The organism is Belliella buryatensis, assembly GCF_900188245.1.
GTDB classification, from domain to species: Bacteria; Bacteroidota; Bacteroidia; order Cytophagales; family Cyclobacteriaceae; genus Belliella; species Belliella buryatensis.
The window spans coordinates 303,957-318,989 of record NZ_FZOK01000002.1; the positions used below are offsets into that span (position 1 = coordinate 303,957).

Here is a 15,033-nt window from a genome sequence, read left to right on the forward strand (position 1 = left end):
GCTTCAGCTTAAACTGTTTTGTCCCAAATACGGTAATGCTTGGTCAATTCAAAAACTTTTTGGATAATTTCTTTTTCAGTTTCATCATATTCCAAGCCCCTTCTTTTCATTACAGCTATAGCTACTTCTTCAAATTTTTTGACTTGAAAAGTTGTAAAGCCTGAAGCACCACCCCATGAAAATGAAGGGATAAAATTACGTGGGTAGCCATCTCCAAATATATTAGCGCCTACACCTACCACTGTACCGGTGTTGAACATGGTATTGATACCAGACTTGGAATGATCCCCCATCATCAATCCACAAAACTGTAAGCCAGTATTGGAGAACCCTCCTTTGATATAATCCCAGACTTTTACAGCAGCGTAGTTGTTCTTTAGGTTAGAAGTATTTGTATCTGCTCCTAGATTGCACCACTCTCCTAAGACAGAATTGCCCATAAAGCCTTCATGACCCTTGTTACTATATCCGAAAATAACAGAATTTGAAACTTCGCCCCCAACTTTGGAATAAGGGCCGATAGTTGTGTCCCCTCGCATTTTAGCACCCATATTGACCGTAGAGCCCTCACAAAGTGCGAATGGTCCTCTAATCAGGGCACCTTCTTGGATTTCTGTATTTTTACCAATGTAAATGGGGCCGTTTTCAGCATTGAGTACTGCCGCTTTAATTTTAGCTCCTTCTTCTATGAAAACATTTTCCGGGGCATACACGATGGTGTAAGAGTCTTCGATTCTTTCTGAAAAACGTCCAGAGGTGATTAATTCAAAGTCTTTTTTGATCTCAGCAGCATTGTATTCAAATATATTCCATGTTTTTTGGATCAAAGTAAATGACTCTGAGTACTCCACTACTTCTTTTTCCTTTGCTTGATCGGATGTAAAAGCTTTAGGGTGCTCGGCAAAGCAAGCCAGAAGGATATTTTTTGACCAGAGAGCTTGGTGTGCACTGAGATTGGAAATGGCCTTCCAAAGTCCTGGGTCAGGACAAAGGGCACCATTGATCATCAGTGCATTGGTGTTTTGATAGGTGAATTTTTGACTTAAATAGTCTTGAGTAAGGTAGCCTGGTTTGAGTTTGCTGTATTTTTCCCACTTTTGGAATATTTTCAAGATCCCAACTCGGATATCAGCTACAGGCCTAGTAAAAGTAAATGGTAATAAAGACCCTCTGATAGCAGAGTCATCAAATAAAATCAAATTGTCCATGTCACAAAAATAAAAAAGTCTCTCGGAATATAACTTCCGAGAGACTTTTAAAATGCGTTCTTTAAGATTTAGCTTATTTCTTAGCGTATCTTCTGTTGAATTTCTCAACTCTACCAGCAGTATCCAACAACATTTTCTTACCAGTGTAAAAAGGGTGCGAGTTGGAGCTAACTTCGATTTTATAAACCGGATATTCTTGTCCGTCTTCCCAAGTGATAGTTTCACTTGTTTCGATGGTTGACTTTGTCAAGAATTTATATTCGCTTGAGGTGTCATAGAATACAACATCTCTGTAGTTTGGATGAATATCTTTTTTCATTGTATTGTTATTTATCTTGAATCCCTTTTTTCAAATGAGGCACAAAGTTATTTCTTTTTATAAACTATTCCAAAATTAGTAAAAAATTATTTAAGGTAATACTTAATCATCTTCATGATGAAATAGGTTTCGTTCACTGTCGTTGAATTCAAAGCGTATTTCTGATGGTTTTTAGGGAGTTAAATAAAGTTAGCCTTGAGCTTTTGACGCTATCTTTATTCCCTAAAATTGAAATTTTGTAAGCCCACGCGAGTTCTATTTCTGGCACTTCTACTTATCAGTGGAGATGTAAAACTCAAGGCCAAGTCAGTTATTGAGAGTGGAATAAGAAAATTACTTGGAGCGGAGGATTGAAACCTAGGGGTAACTACATAAGTGATGAATACAATGTTTGAAGCGAGACTCAATACATCTATTGTTTGACTCAATCTCTGTGCATTTCTTGCTTTTTGAAGATTGAGCTGAAGTTCGGGGTATTTATTTTTTAATGCTTCTAATTGTCCTCTTGTCAAAAGATTTGGCCCATCATAAATATCGATTTTTTGACCGATTAGATTATTTCTGTAATCAAATCTCAAGTAGGGTCCAGAAATTTCATCTTGACGTATCAGGTAATTGTGATTATCTACAAGACTATTAACCTTTCTAATTCCATTAATTTTCATTTGGGCCCCAATACTTCCAAGAAGACTTCCACCCACGATAAAGAAAAAAGAATTTCGAATTACTTGAGGATTGATGTTGTTGATATTTTTTGAGAGGTAATAAACCCCACCAAGAGCTACTGCGCTACTTGCATAACCAAGACTTGTACCACTCAATGTTTGTCGATGTTGTTGCATGAATTCTTTGGCATCACCAGGCATAATTTCCATAAATGCGCGTACCTCTGAAGCTTTTATCTTATTTCCATCAATCGTATATTTAGGGTTTCCCCAAAAATTCTCTTGAAATGTGATGATGGGATAGTCGGCATAGTTATTTTCAAAAAAATAGTCACTATTTTGAGCGTGAGCCGCCGAGATCATCATTGTAAGTACAATGTAAAGGGTTCGTATATATTGCCAAAAATCGATCATAGGCCCTAGATTCAATTAAACATATTCAATAATAACTATTTTTATTTTTTAACGGTATGATTGTATTAAAATTTCTGTTGAATTTTTTCACTGTTTTTAAGTGCTTTTGTTGTCTTTTATTTGAAATGTTTTCCGAATTGGGTTTTAATTCGTCCTCAGCTCACAATCACCCTCCTCGTCCAATCCTTTTTGACTCAAAACATCTTTCTTTTTACCGTACTTTTAATAGTTTTATGGCTGTATGTCGAAAATGAACATCATGAGAAAAACTTTACTCCTATTAATTTTCACTGCCTTGATTTTTCAGCAGGCATTTACTCAAGGAGCTTATCTTCCTTTTAATAGAGATTATTACCATCTTATCGAACGCTATGAAATCCTGAATGGTGATATGAATCCTATTTTCCATACAGGTTTTAAGCCTTATAGGAGAGACCACGTGGCAGAATATCTTGAGCAATATTTGGCAGAGAAAAGTAATTTGATTCAGTCTTCTGCGGATCGCTTCAACTTAGAATATTTGACCAATGATAATTGGGAGTTTGCTTCCGAAGAGACTATGAATTCTGACAATCCTTTCCTAAAAAAGCTTTACAAGAAGCCATCAGATTTCTTTCATTACAGAGACGAGTTATTTGATATTCATGTGAATCCTGTACTTTATTTGTCAGGAGGAATAGAGCAAGGTCAAGATAATTTCAGGTTTAGAAACTCTAGAGGTTTGGAGTTGAGGGGATCTATAGATAGAAAGATTGGTTTTTATACTTACTTGACGACTACGCAGACGGTCTTTCCTTCATGGATTAGAAATTACACGGAAGCGAATGGGGCAGTTCCAGGTGAGGGGTTTTGGAAAGATTATGATTCAGAAGGATATGGATATTTTTCTGCGATGGGGCATGTTAGTTTTGATATTGGTAAAAGTATTCAAGCCCAGTTTGGGCATGATCGTAACTTTGTAGGAGAGGGTTACCGCTCGGTGATTCTTTCTGATTTCTCTAACCCTTATGTTTTTTTTAAACTGAACACGAAGATTTGGAAGTTCAATTTGACTAATCTATTCTCTCAGATGACTGCTGATGTCATTTATAATGGAAGAAGGCCAACTGATGGACGCTATCCACAGAAATGGTTCTCGCATCACAGACTAGGGATTAATTTGGGGAGAAAGCTTAATATTGGCGTATTTGAATCTGTTATGGCAAATCAATTTGATTGGAATTACTTGAATCCTGTGATTTTTTACCGATGGGTAGAGCATCAATTGGGCACCCCGGACAAAGTAATGTTAGGCTTTGATGGAAAGTGGAATTTCATGCAAGGAATGCAGCTATATGGTCAGTTTGCATTGGACGAGTTTGTTTTCAATGAATTTTTTGGCATAGATGGGAAAAACTCTAGCCGTAATAAACATGCGATTCAAGTTGGATATAAGTACATCAATGCATTTAAAATCAGTAATCTTGATTTTCAATTAGAATACAATCAGGCAAGGCCGTACACTTATCAAGAGAAGTTTGAATATCAGGCCTTCAATAATTACCGAACTCCCTTAGCCCATCCCCTAGGTGCCAACTTCAGGGAGGTGATAGGAATATTGAGATATCAGCCTATTCCGAGATTACAGGTTAATGCTACAGGATTTTACCAATTTTTTGGAGCTGACCCAAATGCAGATGTGAACTTTGGAGGAGATTTATTAAAGAACAGGCTAGTGACCAATACAGGTCTGGGTTTATTTGGACATACGATTGGTCAAGGTGTAGAGAATAGGGTTGTGATGGGGAATCTGAACTTGAGCTATATGATTAAGCAAAATCTTTTTATCGATCTGAATCAGAGCTATAGAAGAAGAACAGCTCAGAATTTGGATAGTCCTGAGGTGGATCTTTTTACTCAAGTGTCGCTTCGCATGAACATGGTCAGGCAGGAATTCAACTATTGATCTGCTTAAATGGGCGTAAAAATAATTAACTTGCGCCTTCAAAATTGACAAGATATTCCATGCATACCTATTTTAGGATTCTCTCTTATGCTAGACCTTTTAGGAGATTTATCCCGATTTATATCATTTATACACTTTTGGCGATCATATTTGGGTTGCTAAATTTTACGCTGCTTAAGCCTCTTTTCGATGTGATATTTGAGCAGGCTGGACCTGTTCAGGACTTCTCTTCCTTGGCCAAGCCAGAGTTTGCTTTGACGATAGATTATTTCTTGAGTCTTTTTAATTATTACTTCTTACAAGTTGCTGATACTTATGGTAAGTTTGGTACTTTGGTATATGTCTGTATTATCATAGTCATCTCAGTTTTCTTAGCCAACCTTTTTACTTACCTATCGGGTGTAGTTTTAGCCAAGGTTAGAGCTGAGGTAATCAAGAAAATGCGCATGGATATCTTTGACCACGTAACAGATATGCACATCGGTTATTTCTCTAACGAGCGCAAGGGGGATCTGATGTCAAAGATGACTAATGATATTCAAGAAGTGGAAAACAGTATTGTCCAGTCACTTAGGGTGGTTTTTAGAGAGCCCGCTACTATCATTCTATATTTTGCAGTTTTATTTTTTATGTCCGTTAAGCTGACCATTTTCACGATTTTGGTGATACCCATTTCTGGAGCGATCATTGGCGGGATAACAAAAAGATTGAAGAAAAAAGCAGTAGAAAGCCAAGAGTCTCTAGGTAGAATTGTCAATATTCTGGACGAAACTATCGGAGGGATGCGTGTGATCAAGGCATTTGGGGCAAAGGAATATATCAATGCAAAATTTGACCACGAGACAGATTATTATTCCAATGTGAATGTTTCTATGGCTAAGAAAAATGAATTGGCTTCTCCAATATCTCAGTTTATGGGGGTTTCTGTGGTTGCTGGTATTTTAGTTTATGGTGGAAGTTTAGTACTAACAAATAACTCTGATTTGAGTGCCAGTGATTTTATTACTTATATCATCATCTTTACTCAAGTATTGAACCCGGCTAAGGAAATCTCCCGCGCAGCGAGTGTAATTCAGCGTGGCTTAGCCTCTGCTGAGCGGATTTTCAAGGTTGTGGATACCCCAAGCGATATTCAAAATGAAAGCGATCCAATTTCTGTGGAAGAATTTGAAAAAGAGATAACATTTCAAAATGTGTCTTTTGGTTATGAAAAAGAGTTGGTATTAAGGGCAATTGATTTTACTTTGAAAAAAGGTAATACTATTGCGCTAGTGGGGCAATCAGGTGGAGGTAAGTCTACCATAGCAGATTTAGTGCCTAGGTTTTATGATCCTTCTGGTGGAAAAATCTTATTAGATGGAATAGATATCAAGTCCATTGAGCTGGGCAGTTTGAGAAATTTGATGGGCATTGTTACGCAGGAATCCATTTTGTTTAATGATTCCGTTTATAATAATATAGCTTTTGGAATGAATGGTGTTTCGGAGGAAAAAGTAATCGAGGCTGCTAAAATTGCAAATGCTCACGAGTTTATCATTCAAATGGAGCAAGGCTATCAGACGTCAATTGGAGAACGAGGTATGAAGTTATCTGGAGGGCAGCGACAGCGGTTGAGTATTGCTAGAGCTGTTTTGAAAAACCCTCCTATTTTGATATTAGATGAGGCAACCTCAGCTTTGGATTCAGAGTCTGAATTGTTAGTACAGGAAGCATTAACTAAGCTTATGGCTAATCGAACGACATTGGTCATCGCACATAGATTGAGTACGATTCAGCATGCAGATCAAATTTTGGTAATTCAAAAAGGAGAAATCGTGCAACGTGGCACCCATCAAGAATTGATGGATCAGGAAGGTATTTACAAGAAACTTTCCACAATGCAGTCTGTTTAGTATATTTAGATGCTTAACCCAAAAAAAGAGATAATGAAAAAATTTAATAGTATCATGCAGTTGCTTGTAGCGCTGTTTTTTGCAGTCAGTTTGATATTCTTCATGACATTTGAAGGAGTAAAAGGCATATTTGGGGTTACTGAACTTCATTCCGGGACAGTAGTTTCATTTCTTCTAGTAGGTCTTTTGCTTTTTTTGGGTGCATGGGGAACTTCTGCGATAGTGAACAGAAATTATGAAAGTGACTTAGCGAAGAAGGAATTAGAGAAGAAAGAATTGAAAGCGAAATTGTACGATTTAGAGCAGGGTGTGAAGTTGAAAAATATGGATCAAAGAATAGAGTCAAAAGAGAGAGACGAAGAAAAAGAAAGCTCAGTGATCAGACCACGGCAGAATTTTAAGTAAAGCGTTATCATTTCATCTTGAATATGTTTATATTAGGAAATCTTTTAGGTTTCCTTTTTTATTGGTTTTGAAAGAAATATCATGGTAGCAAAAACTTTTGGAAGTGCTGTTTCCGGTGTAGATGCCAAGCTCATTACCATAGAGGTCAATGTAGGTCAAGGTACAAGTTTCTTTATGGTTGGTTTGCCTGATAGTGCTGTGAAAGAAAGTCAGCAGCGTGTAGAATCCGCCTTAAAATATTTTAGTTATCGCATGCCTAGGCAAAAGGTAGTGGTCAATTTGGCTCCAGCTGATATCAGAAAGGAGGGTTCAGCTTATGATTTGCCCATAGCTATGGGGATTCTCAAAGCATCTGAGCAGGTCATGTTTCCTGATTTGGAGCAGTATGTGATCATGGGTGAGCTATCCCTAGATGGACAGCTGCGGCCAGTTAAGGGCGTTTTGCCCATTGCCATTGAAGCTCGGAAAAGAGGATACAAAGGTTTCATCTTGCCACTGGAAAATGCTGCAGAGGCTTCGATTGTCAATAACCTAGATATCATAGGTGTTTCTACTGTAGATGAAGCTATTCGGTTTTTGGAAGGAGAGCTGGCTATAGAGCCGATGGTTACTGATACCAGAGATATTTTTTACAATTCACTGGAGCATTATGAGTTTGATTTTGCAGATGTACAAGGTCAGGAGAATATCAAGCGGGCAATGGAAATAGCTGCTGCTGGTGGACATAATGTTATTATGATAGGTCCGCCAGGGGCAGGAAAAACGATGTTAGCAAAACGATTGCCGTCAATTTTACCACCACTTTCTTTACAAGAAGCGCTTGAAACTACTAAGATACACTCAGTTGCGGGCAAACTTGGGAGAAATGCCTCTCTAATAGCACAGAGACCATTTAGATCTCCACATCATACGATTTCTGATGTAGCCCTCGTTGGCGGTGGAGGCAATCCTCAACCTGGAGAGATTTCATTGTCTCATAATGGAGTCTTATTTTTGGATGAGTTGCCTGAGTTTAAAAGGACTGTGCTTGAAGTCATGCGTCAACCTTTGGAGGAGCGGAAAGTGACGATATCCAGAGCAAAAGTTTCTGTTGACTACCCAGCTAATTTCATGTTGATCGCTAGTATGAACCCTTGTCCTTGTGGCTATTACAATCATCCAGAGAAGGAATGTGTATGTGGGCCTGGTGTAGTGCAGCGCTACTTGAATAAAATCTCTGGACCTCTTTTAGATAGGATAGATCTGCATGTGGAGGTGACTCCTGTGAAGTTTGATGAGATGACTTCAACTCGGAAAGCTGAGTCAAGTGGCTCTATTCGAGAAAGGGTGATTTTAGGTAGGGAGCAGCAAGTCAATCGATTCAAGGATTATCCTGAGATTTATTGTAATGCAATGATGCCTTCACATATGGTCAAAGAAGTCTGTCAGATTAATGAGGCTGGGAAAGCGCTCTTGAAAACTGCAATGGAAAGACTAGGCTTGTCAGCTAGGGCATACGATAGAATACTTAAAGTAGCGCGAACCATTGCTGATCTTGCGGCAAGTGATGCGATCAAAGTAGAACACCTAGCTGAAGCAATTCAATATAGGAGTTTGGATAGAGAGGGATGGGCTGGCTAATAACAAGTGAATACTTCTTCTTTGAGAAAATACTGATGATAATTGGCGGAAAGCATAAAAAATTTTAATGAATGTTTTGTTATCTCAAGAATACTGTCCATTTTTTTTCCAAGAACAAATCAGGAGAAAGTTGTTTTCATCACCCAAATGTTAAGATTTATCCCTGATCTTGACCTTTTCATTTAAATGGCTGCCAATGGTGGCCATTTATTGTTTTAACGCTTGATCCAAATCTTCCAATAGATCATCTAAGTGCTCTAGGCCTACAGAGACCCTGATTAAGTTCTGAGGTGTTTTGGAATCAGGTCCTTCTGAAGCCGCCCTTCTTTCGATAAGGCTTTCTACTCCTCCTAGACTTGTCGCATTGGTGAAGTATTGTAATTTGGAAATGACTGTATCAGCTTCATTTGCTCCACCTTTCACTAGGAAAGAAAGCATTCCACCAAACCCTGTCATTTGAGTAGCGGCGATAGTATGGCCAGGATGATCCAAGAGTCCTGGGTAGTAGACTTTTTCTACTTGAGGATGATTTTGTAAAAATGTGGCAATTATTCCCGCATGTTCCGCATGTCCTTTCATGCGATAAGGTAGGGTTTTGATACTTCTGCTCAGCATGTAGCAGTCAAATGGCGATGGTACAGCCCCGCCTGTAGTCTGAACGAGCTTGATTCTTTCCCAGAGTTCGTTTTCTTCTTTTGTAATCAAGGCACCTCCCAAAATATCACTATGTCCACCGAGATATTTTGTGGTGCTATGCATGACTATTGAAGCCCCTAGTAGCAATGGGTTCTGAAACACGGGTGTGGCAAAAGTATTGTCGCATACTACAGGGATTTGCTTTTCTTGAGCAATGGTACATATGGCTCTGATATCAGAGATTTTGAGTAAAGGGTTGGAAGGTGTTTCCACCCAGATCAATGCTGTTTTCTTATTGATTGCTTTCGCAACATTTTCTGATTGCGTCATATCCACAAAATCTACTTCTAAAATCCCTTTGAAAACAGAGGTCAGAAGGTGTCGCAAACCATGGTACATGTCATCAGGTGCAACCAAATGTGAGCTTGGTGGCAAGGCTTGAAATACGCTCATCCCTGCCGCATTACCAGAAGAAAAAGCTGCTGCCGCTTGCCCATGTTCTAATTTGGTCAAGACATTTTCCAGCGCAATTCGATTCGGATTGGCAGCTCTAGAGTAGATCACTGAATCTTCATGATGCTCAAAAGTAGTCGCCAAGGTGATGGGCTGAACTGCCGGTCTATAAGAATCCGTAATTTGAGTACCTGCATGGATGGCAATGGTTTCAAGTTTCATGGTTAGTGATGTTTCTATTGATGTAAAATTAAAGGTAGCTGAAATATAGAACTCACTCAAAGAAAAAAGCCGAAAAGAATGAATCAATTCTTTTCGGCTTTGGATGGTGGTTCATTTGTTTTTTTCTCTGGATTATCTGATTCGGTCTACCGATCTTACTAGCATTTCGTCTTTTCTAATGAACCTATTGGCTAACAAATTCATGATCATTCCTCCAAAAATCGCCCAAAATCCTAGTACAAATGCACCGTTCACATCTGGATTGATCTCGGCATTGGCCTGATGGCTGGTGTAGATGATCAGCGCTAGGGTTACTATCATCACCAGTGAGTTGATCATATTCAGAAACATTTGCTTTGTTCTATTTTTATATTGGGTGAGGCTAAATAATGCTAATCCAGTTGCGATAAGAGCTAGGATGCCAAGGTAAATATTGCCCTCAGACTTAATTATTTCCTGAGAGGTATTGTCTGTGGTCGTCAAGCTCCATGCATTTAAGGTGACCATTTGGGTTTGGTCTGGGTTAACTTGTTGCCAAATTGGGAAGCTGATGACTAAAATCATTGAGACGGCCACCAAAAAGAGAAATACGGTTTGAATTCTTTGTATCATGTCTTGATTAGAAATTTTGACAAAGAAACGGGGTAATTTGATGAATCGCAAGGAATGGGCTTTTTGGCATTTAAATTTACCATGGAATAGTATCTTTGCAATCGTGAGTAAGACTAGCTACAGATATTTTCTTGAACTTGCCTATAAAGGCACACACTATCATGGTTGGCAATCCCAAAAAAATGCGCAATCGATTCAAGAGACTCTTGAGGAGGCTCTAGCAATTATATTGAGGAGAAATGTTTCGGTCATGGGCTCGGGTAGAACTGATACAGGCGTGCATGCTTCTCAACAATTCGTTCATTTTGATGTTGAAGTGTTGCTTGATGGTTCTGTTTTTCTAAAGAAACTCAATGCAGTACTTCCCAAAGATATCGCAGCTTATCAATTGAGGCTTGTTAAGGCAGATGCTCATGCTCGATTTGATGCCAAATGGCGCAGTTATATCTATAAAATCACCTATCGTAAAAATCCATTTGAGCAAGAACTTTCATGGCATTACTTTAGAGAACTAAATTTGGAAAAAATGAATGAAGCTGCGGCATTGCTTACAGCTCATGATGACTTCGAATGCTTCAGCAAGGTAAGGACCGATGTGAATCATTTTGGCTGTAAAATAAAAGCAGCCTATTGGGAACAAAAGGGACATGAATTACACTTTCATATAACTGCAAATAGGTTTCTACGAGGTATGGTCAGGGCAATTGTAGGGACATTGGTAGATGTAGGAGAGGGAAAATTGAGCCCTAGGCAATTTCAGGAGATTTTGGAAAGTAGAGATAGAAGTCAAGCTGGATCATCTGCGCCCGCATCAGGACTTTTCCTATGTGAAGTGATTTACCCTGAAGAAATCTTCATTTAAATTTTAAGAGATTTTGAGTTTAGAAAAGGAAAATGTAAAAAGTGGTGATATCATAGACACCACCGTGCTGAAAAAACTGTATCAGTTTGTCAAGCCATATCAGGGTAAATTTTATCTGTTGATTTTCCTCACTTTGGCTCTAGCTATTTTGGCGCCAACAAGACCTTATTTCATCCAAGTTGCTATTGATGATTATGTGGCGCTAGGAGATAGACCTGGGCTGGTTCAGATCATCTATTTGTTGGTGGCTTTGATGGTTTTGCAGGCTTTTGTTCAGTTTGCTCACACTTATCTCTCTGGCTGGATAGGTCAGGTTATTATTAAAGACATCCGAATCAAACTTTACAAGCATTTATTGAAAATGCGCTTGAAGTTTTTTGATAATACACCTATCGGTAGATTGGTCACAAGAAATGTATCTGATATCGAGACCTTGGCGGATGTTTTTAGTGAGGGGCTAGCAGCGATTATTGGTGACTTGTTGCAGCTGGTGACGATCTTGGCTGTGATGTTTTATATTGATTGGAAGCTTACATTGGTGAGTTTGTGTACACTGCCGCTTTTGATTATTTCAACTTATATATTCAAGGAGAAAATCAAAGTTGCTTTTAATGATGTCAGAAATGCTGTGTCAAATCTCAATTCATTTTTACAGGAGCACATCACAGGAATGAATATCGTGCAGATTTTCATCCGTGAAAAAAGAGAGTTCGAAAAATTCAAAGAGATCAATAGAGACCATAGAAAAGCTCACATCAAGTCAGTACTTTATTATTCCATATATTTCCCAGTTGCTGAGATCATCCAAGCCATTGGAATAGGTTTAGTAGTGTGGTATGGTGCTACTGGAGTTTTTGATCTGGATATCAAAGTTGGAGTTTTGATTTCTTTCATAATGTATTTGCAACTTTTCTTTAGGCCAATACGCATGATCGCTGATAGATACAATACCCTTCAAATGGGAGTGGTAAGTTCAAGTAGAATTTTCAAATTATTGGAAAGTGAAGAGCAGATTCCAAATGAAGGGACTTTCAGACCAGAGAAAATAAAAGGGAATATTCAGCTTCAAAATGTTTGGTTTGCTTACAATGATGAAGAATATGTGCTGAAGAATATCAATTTTGAAGTCAAACATGGGGAGACTGTGGCTTTGGTAGGTGCTACGGGTGCGGGGAAGTCTTCCGTCATCAATTTGATAAGCCGCTTTTATGAGATCAATAAAGGGACTATAAAAATCGATGGGACAGATATTAGGGAGTTTGAACTAAGTACCCTTCGTAAGCATATAGGGGTTGTGTTACAGGATGTGTTTTTGTTTTCAGATACGATTTACTACAACATCACTTTGGGCAATCCTAAGATCAGTAAGGAAGAAGTCATGCATGCAGCTAAGTTAGTAGGAGCCAAAAAATTCATAGAAAGGCTTCCAGGAGGCTTGGATTACGATGTCAAAGAGCGTGGGGCTACCCTGTCTGTAGGGCAGCGACAATTAATCTCTTTTGTAAGAGCAATGGTGTACAATCCTGAGATCATTATTTTGGATGAAGCGACTTCTTCTGTGGATACTGAGACAGAGGAATTGATCCAAAAAGCTATAGAGAAAATGATGAAAGGTCGTACCTCTATCGTGATAGCACACAGGCTGTCTACTATCCAAAAGGCGGATAAGATAATTGTGCTTCATCAAGGGGAGATCAAAGAAATGGGTACGCATGAGTCTCTTTTGGGGCTAGGTGGATATTACACCAACTTGCACAAGATGCAAATGAAATCCATGGCCATCTAAGGGGAAATTGCTCGATTTTATTAAGCTGCTTCAAAGTTTTTTTGAAGCAGGTGTTTTAAAAAATTCAATATAATTCAAAATTTTAGGTAACTGGACTTATTTTTGCCCCGTTGGAAGCTAATGAACTAAACCAAAAAGAAGATAATTGTGAAGAGAATTTTGATTGCGATGATTTGCATGCTGCCATTTTTTGCGCATGCGCAGGAAGATGGTGTGGGCTTGAGGTTGGGAGAGCCACTGTCGATTACTTATAAGAAGTTTTTGGATGGCAATATTGCCATCGAGGGGATGTTTGGTAGGGCAGGTGTGAATAGTGCTCAATACTACCAAAGGGCATTCGACAATAATAGACCTACGCCCAATGCTTTTTACGCAGGGCATAGTACAGGGAGCTCTTTTTCATTTAACCTAAGAGGTGCATATCATGAAGATATTACAGATGATCTAAATATTGATCAGGGGTACTTTCTAGCATATGCTGGTGCAGGGGTACAATTGAGATCAACAAGGGTAGATTATTCTTACACAGATCCAGCGTCTTCGCCTCCTGGGGTTTTCTTCAGAGAGTCGAGAAGAAATATTGATTTAGGTCCAGAGATTTTTGGAGGAGGAGAATATTACTTTGACGATCTTCCGATCAGTATATTTGCGGAGATAGGGTTGTTTATGGAGCTATTAGATAGATTTGGACATCTCAAGCTACAGGGTGGTATTGGTGTGAGGTATTTGTTCTAGAATGAAAAAGTGGCTGATTATTTCTTTGATTCTGCTGGTGCTAATGGGTGCTGGTTTGTTTCAATTTCATAGGTTAGGTGGCTTCAATGAAGTTGAGTTAGCATTAAAATCTGTGGATGGTTTGGCACTCCAAGGGATTTCCTTTCGGGGAACTCCCCAAGATGATGCTATTGCTAGGGTGTTTCAGAAAATGGAACAAATAGCTTTGGGTGCAGATTTGCCCTTACATACCATATATTATGTAGAGCCGGCAGGCAAGCTGGATACCATGGAGGTTTTTGTAGGTGTCCAGACCCGGGTTCCAATGGAAGACTTTGAGCAATTGAGCTTTGATGCCGATCAGGCTGTCGTGGCAACCATCAAAGCGCATCGCTTGGTGATGCCCGGCCCCAGTAAAGTGAAGAAGAAGATCAATCAGTTTGCAAAAGGCCAAGGTTTGGCTGTTCCATATCTTTATATTGATAAAATCATTGGTCCTGAGGAAGTTCAAGTTTTGGGATTGATTCGGAAATAAGATTTTTCTGTTCGTTGATTTTATTGGTATAATTTTGGTAAATGGCTATTTGAGCAAATGAAAATAACTGAATATTTGTTTTTACGTTAGGAAATATTAATCACTATAAACTATATCAATATGAAAAATTTATTCAAGGGAGTAATGATGCTAGGCATCTTCGCCTTCTTCGCTTGTGAAGGCCCTCCAGGACCTCCAGGTATTCCAGGACAAGACGGGATCGTTATTGTCGGAGAAGTATTTGAGATTGGGAATGTGAATTTTACGTCAGCAAATAATTTTCAATCAGACTATTACGAGTTTACAGTACCGATTGAGCCAGGTGATAAGTTGCTAGCTTATATTTTATGGGATGTAGTTGATGACACTGATGTGTGGAGGGCGCTTCCGCAAACTAATTTTGAGTTTCCACAATTTGGGATCTTTATGTACAATTATGATTTTACGAGGTTTGATTTCAGTTTCTTTATGGATGGGAATTTTGATCTGAGTGCACTTCCTTCGGAGTTTACACGAAATCAAGTCTTCAGAGTAGTGGTGTTTCCAGCTGACTTGGCAAACGCGCGAATGGATTTCTCTGATTTTGATAAAGTAATGGAATATATGGGCAAGACAGAAAGGGATATTGTCCAACTTCAGCCCAGACAATAATAACCAAAAGCCTCCTTGCGAGGCTTTTTTCTTTTTAGTCTATTTTGAATTTTTTCCCGTATATCACAAAATAAAATTTCCTATCTTATCTTTG

Annotated in this window: 14 protein-coding genes; 9 read left to right on the forward strand and 5 right to left on the reverse strand. The window is 38.8% G+C overall.

Features of this window, described 5'->3' with window-relative positions:
- Nucleotides 1–8: 8 nt before the first annotated feature.
- From CHB66_RS03325 to CHB66_RS03335, 3 genes are all read right to left on the reverse strand, one after another.
- Entirely contained in the window at nt 9–1,208 is a 1,200-nt protein-coding gene (locus CHB66_RS03325; protein ID WP_089237949.1) for a GlmU family protein, read from the reverse strand.
- A 73-nt stretch (nt 1,209–1,281) separates the two neighbouring features.
- Nucleotides 1,282–1,527 carry a type B 50S ribosomal protein L31 gene (locus CHB66_RS03330; protein ID WP_076500327.1) on the reverse strand — a complete coding sequence of 82 codons (246 nt, stop codon included), beginning with the start codon at nt 1,525–1,527 and terminating at the stop codon, nt 1,282–1,284.
- 215 nt (nt 1,528–1,742) lie between these two features.
- A complete protein-coding gene (locus CHB66_RS03335) occupies nt 1,743–2,606 on the reverse strand; it encodes a hypothetical protein (protein ID WP_141107361.1) in 864 nt (287 codons plus the stop codon).
- A gap of 259 nt (nt 2,607–2,865) precedes the next feature.
- Between CHB66_RS03335 and CHB66_RS03340 the strand changes: the two genes are divergently transcribed.
- From CHB66_RS03340 to CHB66_RS03355, 4 genes are all read left to right on the forward strand, one after another.
- Nucleotides 2,866–4,551 carry a hypothetical protein gene (locus tag CHB66_RS03340; protein WP_089238086.1) on the forward strand — a complete coding sequence of 562 codons (1,686 nt, stop codon included), beginning with the start codon at nt 2,866–2,868 and terminating at the stop codon, nt 4,549–4,551.
- A 59-nt stretch (nt 4,552–4,610) separates the two neighbouring features.
- On the forward strand, nt 4,611–6,443 hold the full coding sequence (locus CHB66_RS03345) for an ABC transporter ATP-binding protein (RefSeq protein WP_089237953.1): 1,833 nt from the start codon (nt 4,611–4,613) through the stop codon (nt 6,441–6,443).
- A gap of 33 nt (nt 6,444–6,476) precedes the next feature.
- Nucleotides 6,477–6,848 (forward strand): hypothetical protein, encoded by a 372-nt coding sequence (locus CHB66_RS03350; RefSeq protein WP_089238088.1) that lies wholly within the window; start codon nt 6,477–6,479, stop codon nt 6,846–6,848.
- An 81-nt stretch (nt 6,849–6,929) separates the two neighbouring features.
- Nucleotides 6,930–8,468 carry a YifB family Mg chelatase-like AAA ATPase gene (locus CHB66_RS03355; RefSeq protein ID WP_089237955.1) on the forward strand — a complete coding sequence of 513 codons (1,539 nt, stop codon included), beginning with the start codon at nt 6,930–6,932 and terminating at the stop codon, nt 8,466–8,468.
- Between the two features lie 207 nt (nt 8,469–8,675).
- Here the strand turns inward: CHB66_RS03355 and CHB66_RS03360 are convergent, their stop codons facing one another.
- Both CHB66_RS03360 and CHB66_RS03365 read right to left on the reverse strand, forming a co-directional pair.
- Nucleotides 8,676–9,779 (reverse strand): trans-sulfuration enzyme family protein, encoded by a 1,104-nt coding sequence (locus CHB66_RS03360; RefSeq protein ID WP_089237957.1) that lies wholly within the window; start codon nt 9,777–9,779, stop codon nt 8,676–8,678.
- 132 nt (nt 9,780–9,911) lie between these two features.
- On the reverse strand, nt 9,912–10,391 hold the full coding sequence (locus CHB66_RS03365) for a DUF4293 domain-containing protein (RefSeq protein WP_089238090.1): 480 nt from the start codon (nt 10,389–10,391) through the stop codon (nt 9,912–9,914).
- Between the two features lie 40 nt (nt 10,392–10,431).
- Between CHB66_RS03365 and truA the strand changes: the two genes are divergently transcribed.
- From truA to CHB66_RS03390, 5 genes are all read left to right on the forward strand, one after another.
- On the forward strand, nt 10,432–11,253 hold the full coding sequence (gene truA / locus CHB66_RS03370; protein WP_089237959.1) for a tRNA pseudouridine(38-40) synthase TruA: 822 nt from the start codon (nt 10,432–10,434) through the stop codon (nt 11,251–11,253).
- Between the two features lie 13 nt (nt 11,254–11,266).
- Nucleotides 11,267–13,039 carry an ABC transporter ATP-binding protein gene (locus tag CHB66_RS03375; protein WP_089237961.1) on the forward strand — a complete coding sequence of 591 codons (1,773 nt, stop codon included), beginning with the start codon at nt 11,267–11,269 and terminating at the stop codon, nt 13,037–13,039.
- Between the two features lie 147 nt (nt 13,040–13,186).
- Nucleotides 13,187–13,774 carry a hypothetical protein gene (locus CHB66_RS03380; RefSeq protein WP_076500343.1) on the forward strand — a complete coding sequence of 196 codons (588 nt, stop codon included), beginning with the start codon at nt 13,187–13,189 and terminating at the stop codon, nt 13,772–13,774.
- Between the two features lies 1 nt (nt 13,775).
- Nucleotides 13,776–14,288 (forward strand): hypothetical protein, encoded by a 513-nt coding sequence (locus CHB66_RS03385; RefSeq protein WP_089237963.1) that lies wholly within the window; start codon nt 13,776–13,778, stop codon nt 14,286–14,288.
- A 120-nt stretch (nt 14,289–14,408) separates the two neighbouring features.
- Nucleotides 14,409–14,939, forward strand: a complete 531-nt coding sequence (locus CHB66_RS03390; RefSeq protein WP_089237965.1) for a hypothetical protein — start codon at nt 14,409–14,411, stop codon at nt 14,937–14,939.
- Nucleotides 14,940–15,033 lie beyond the last annotated feature (94 nt).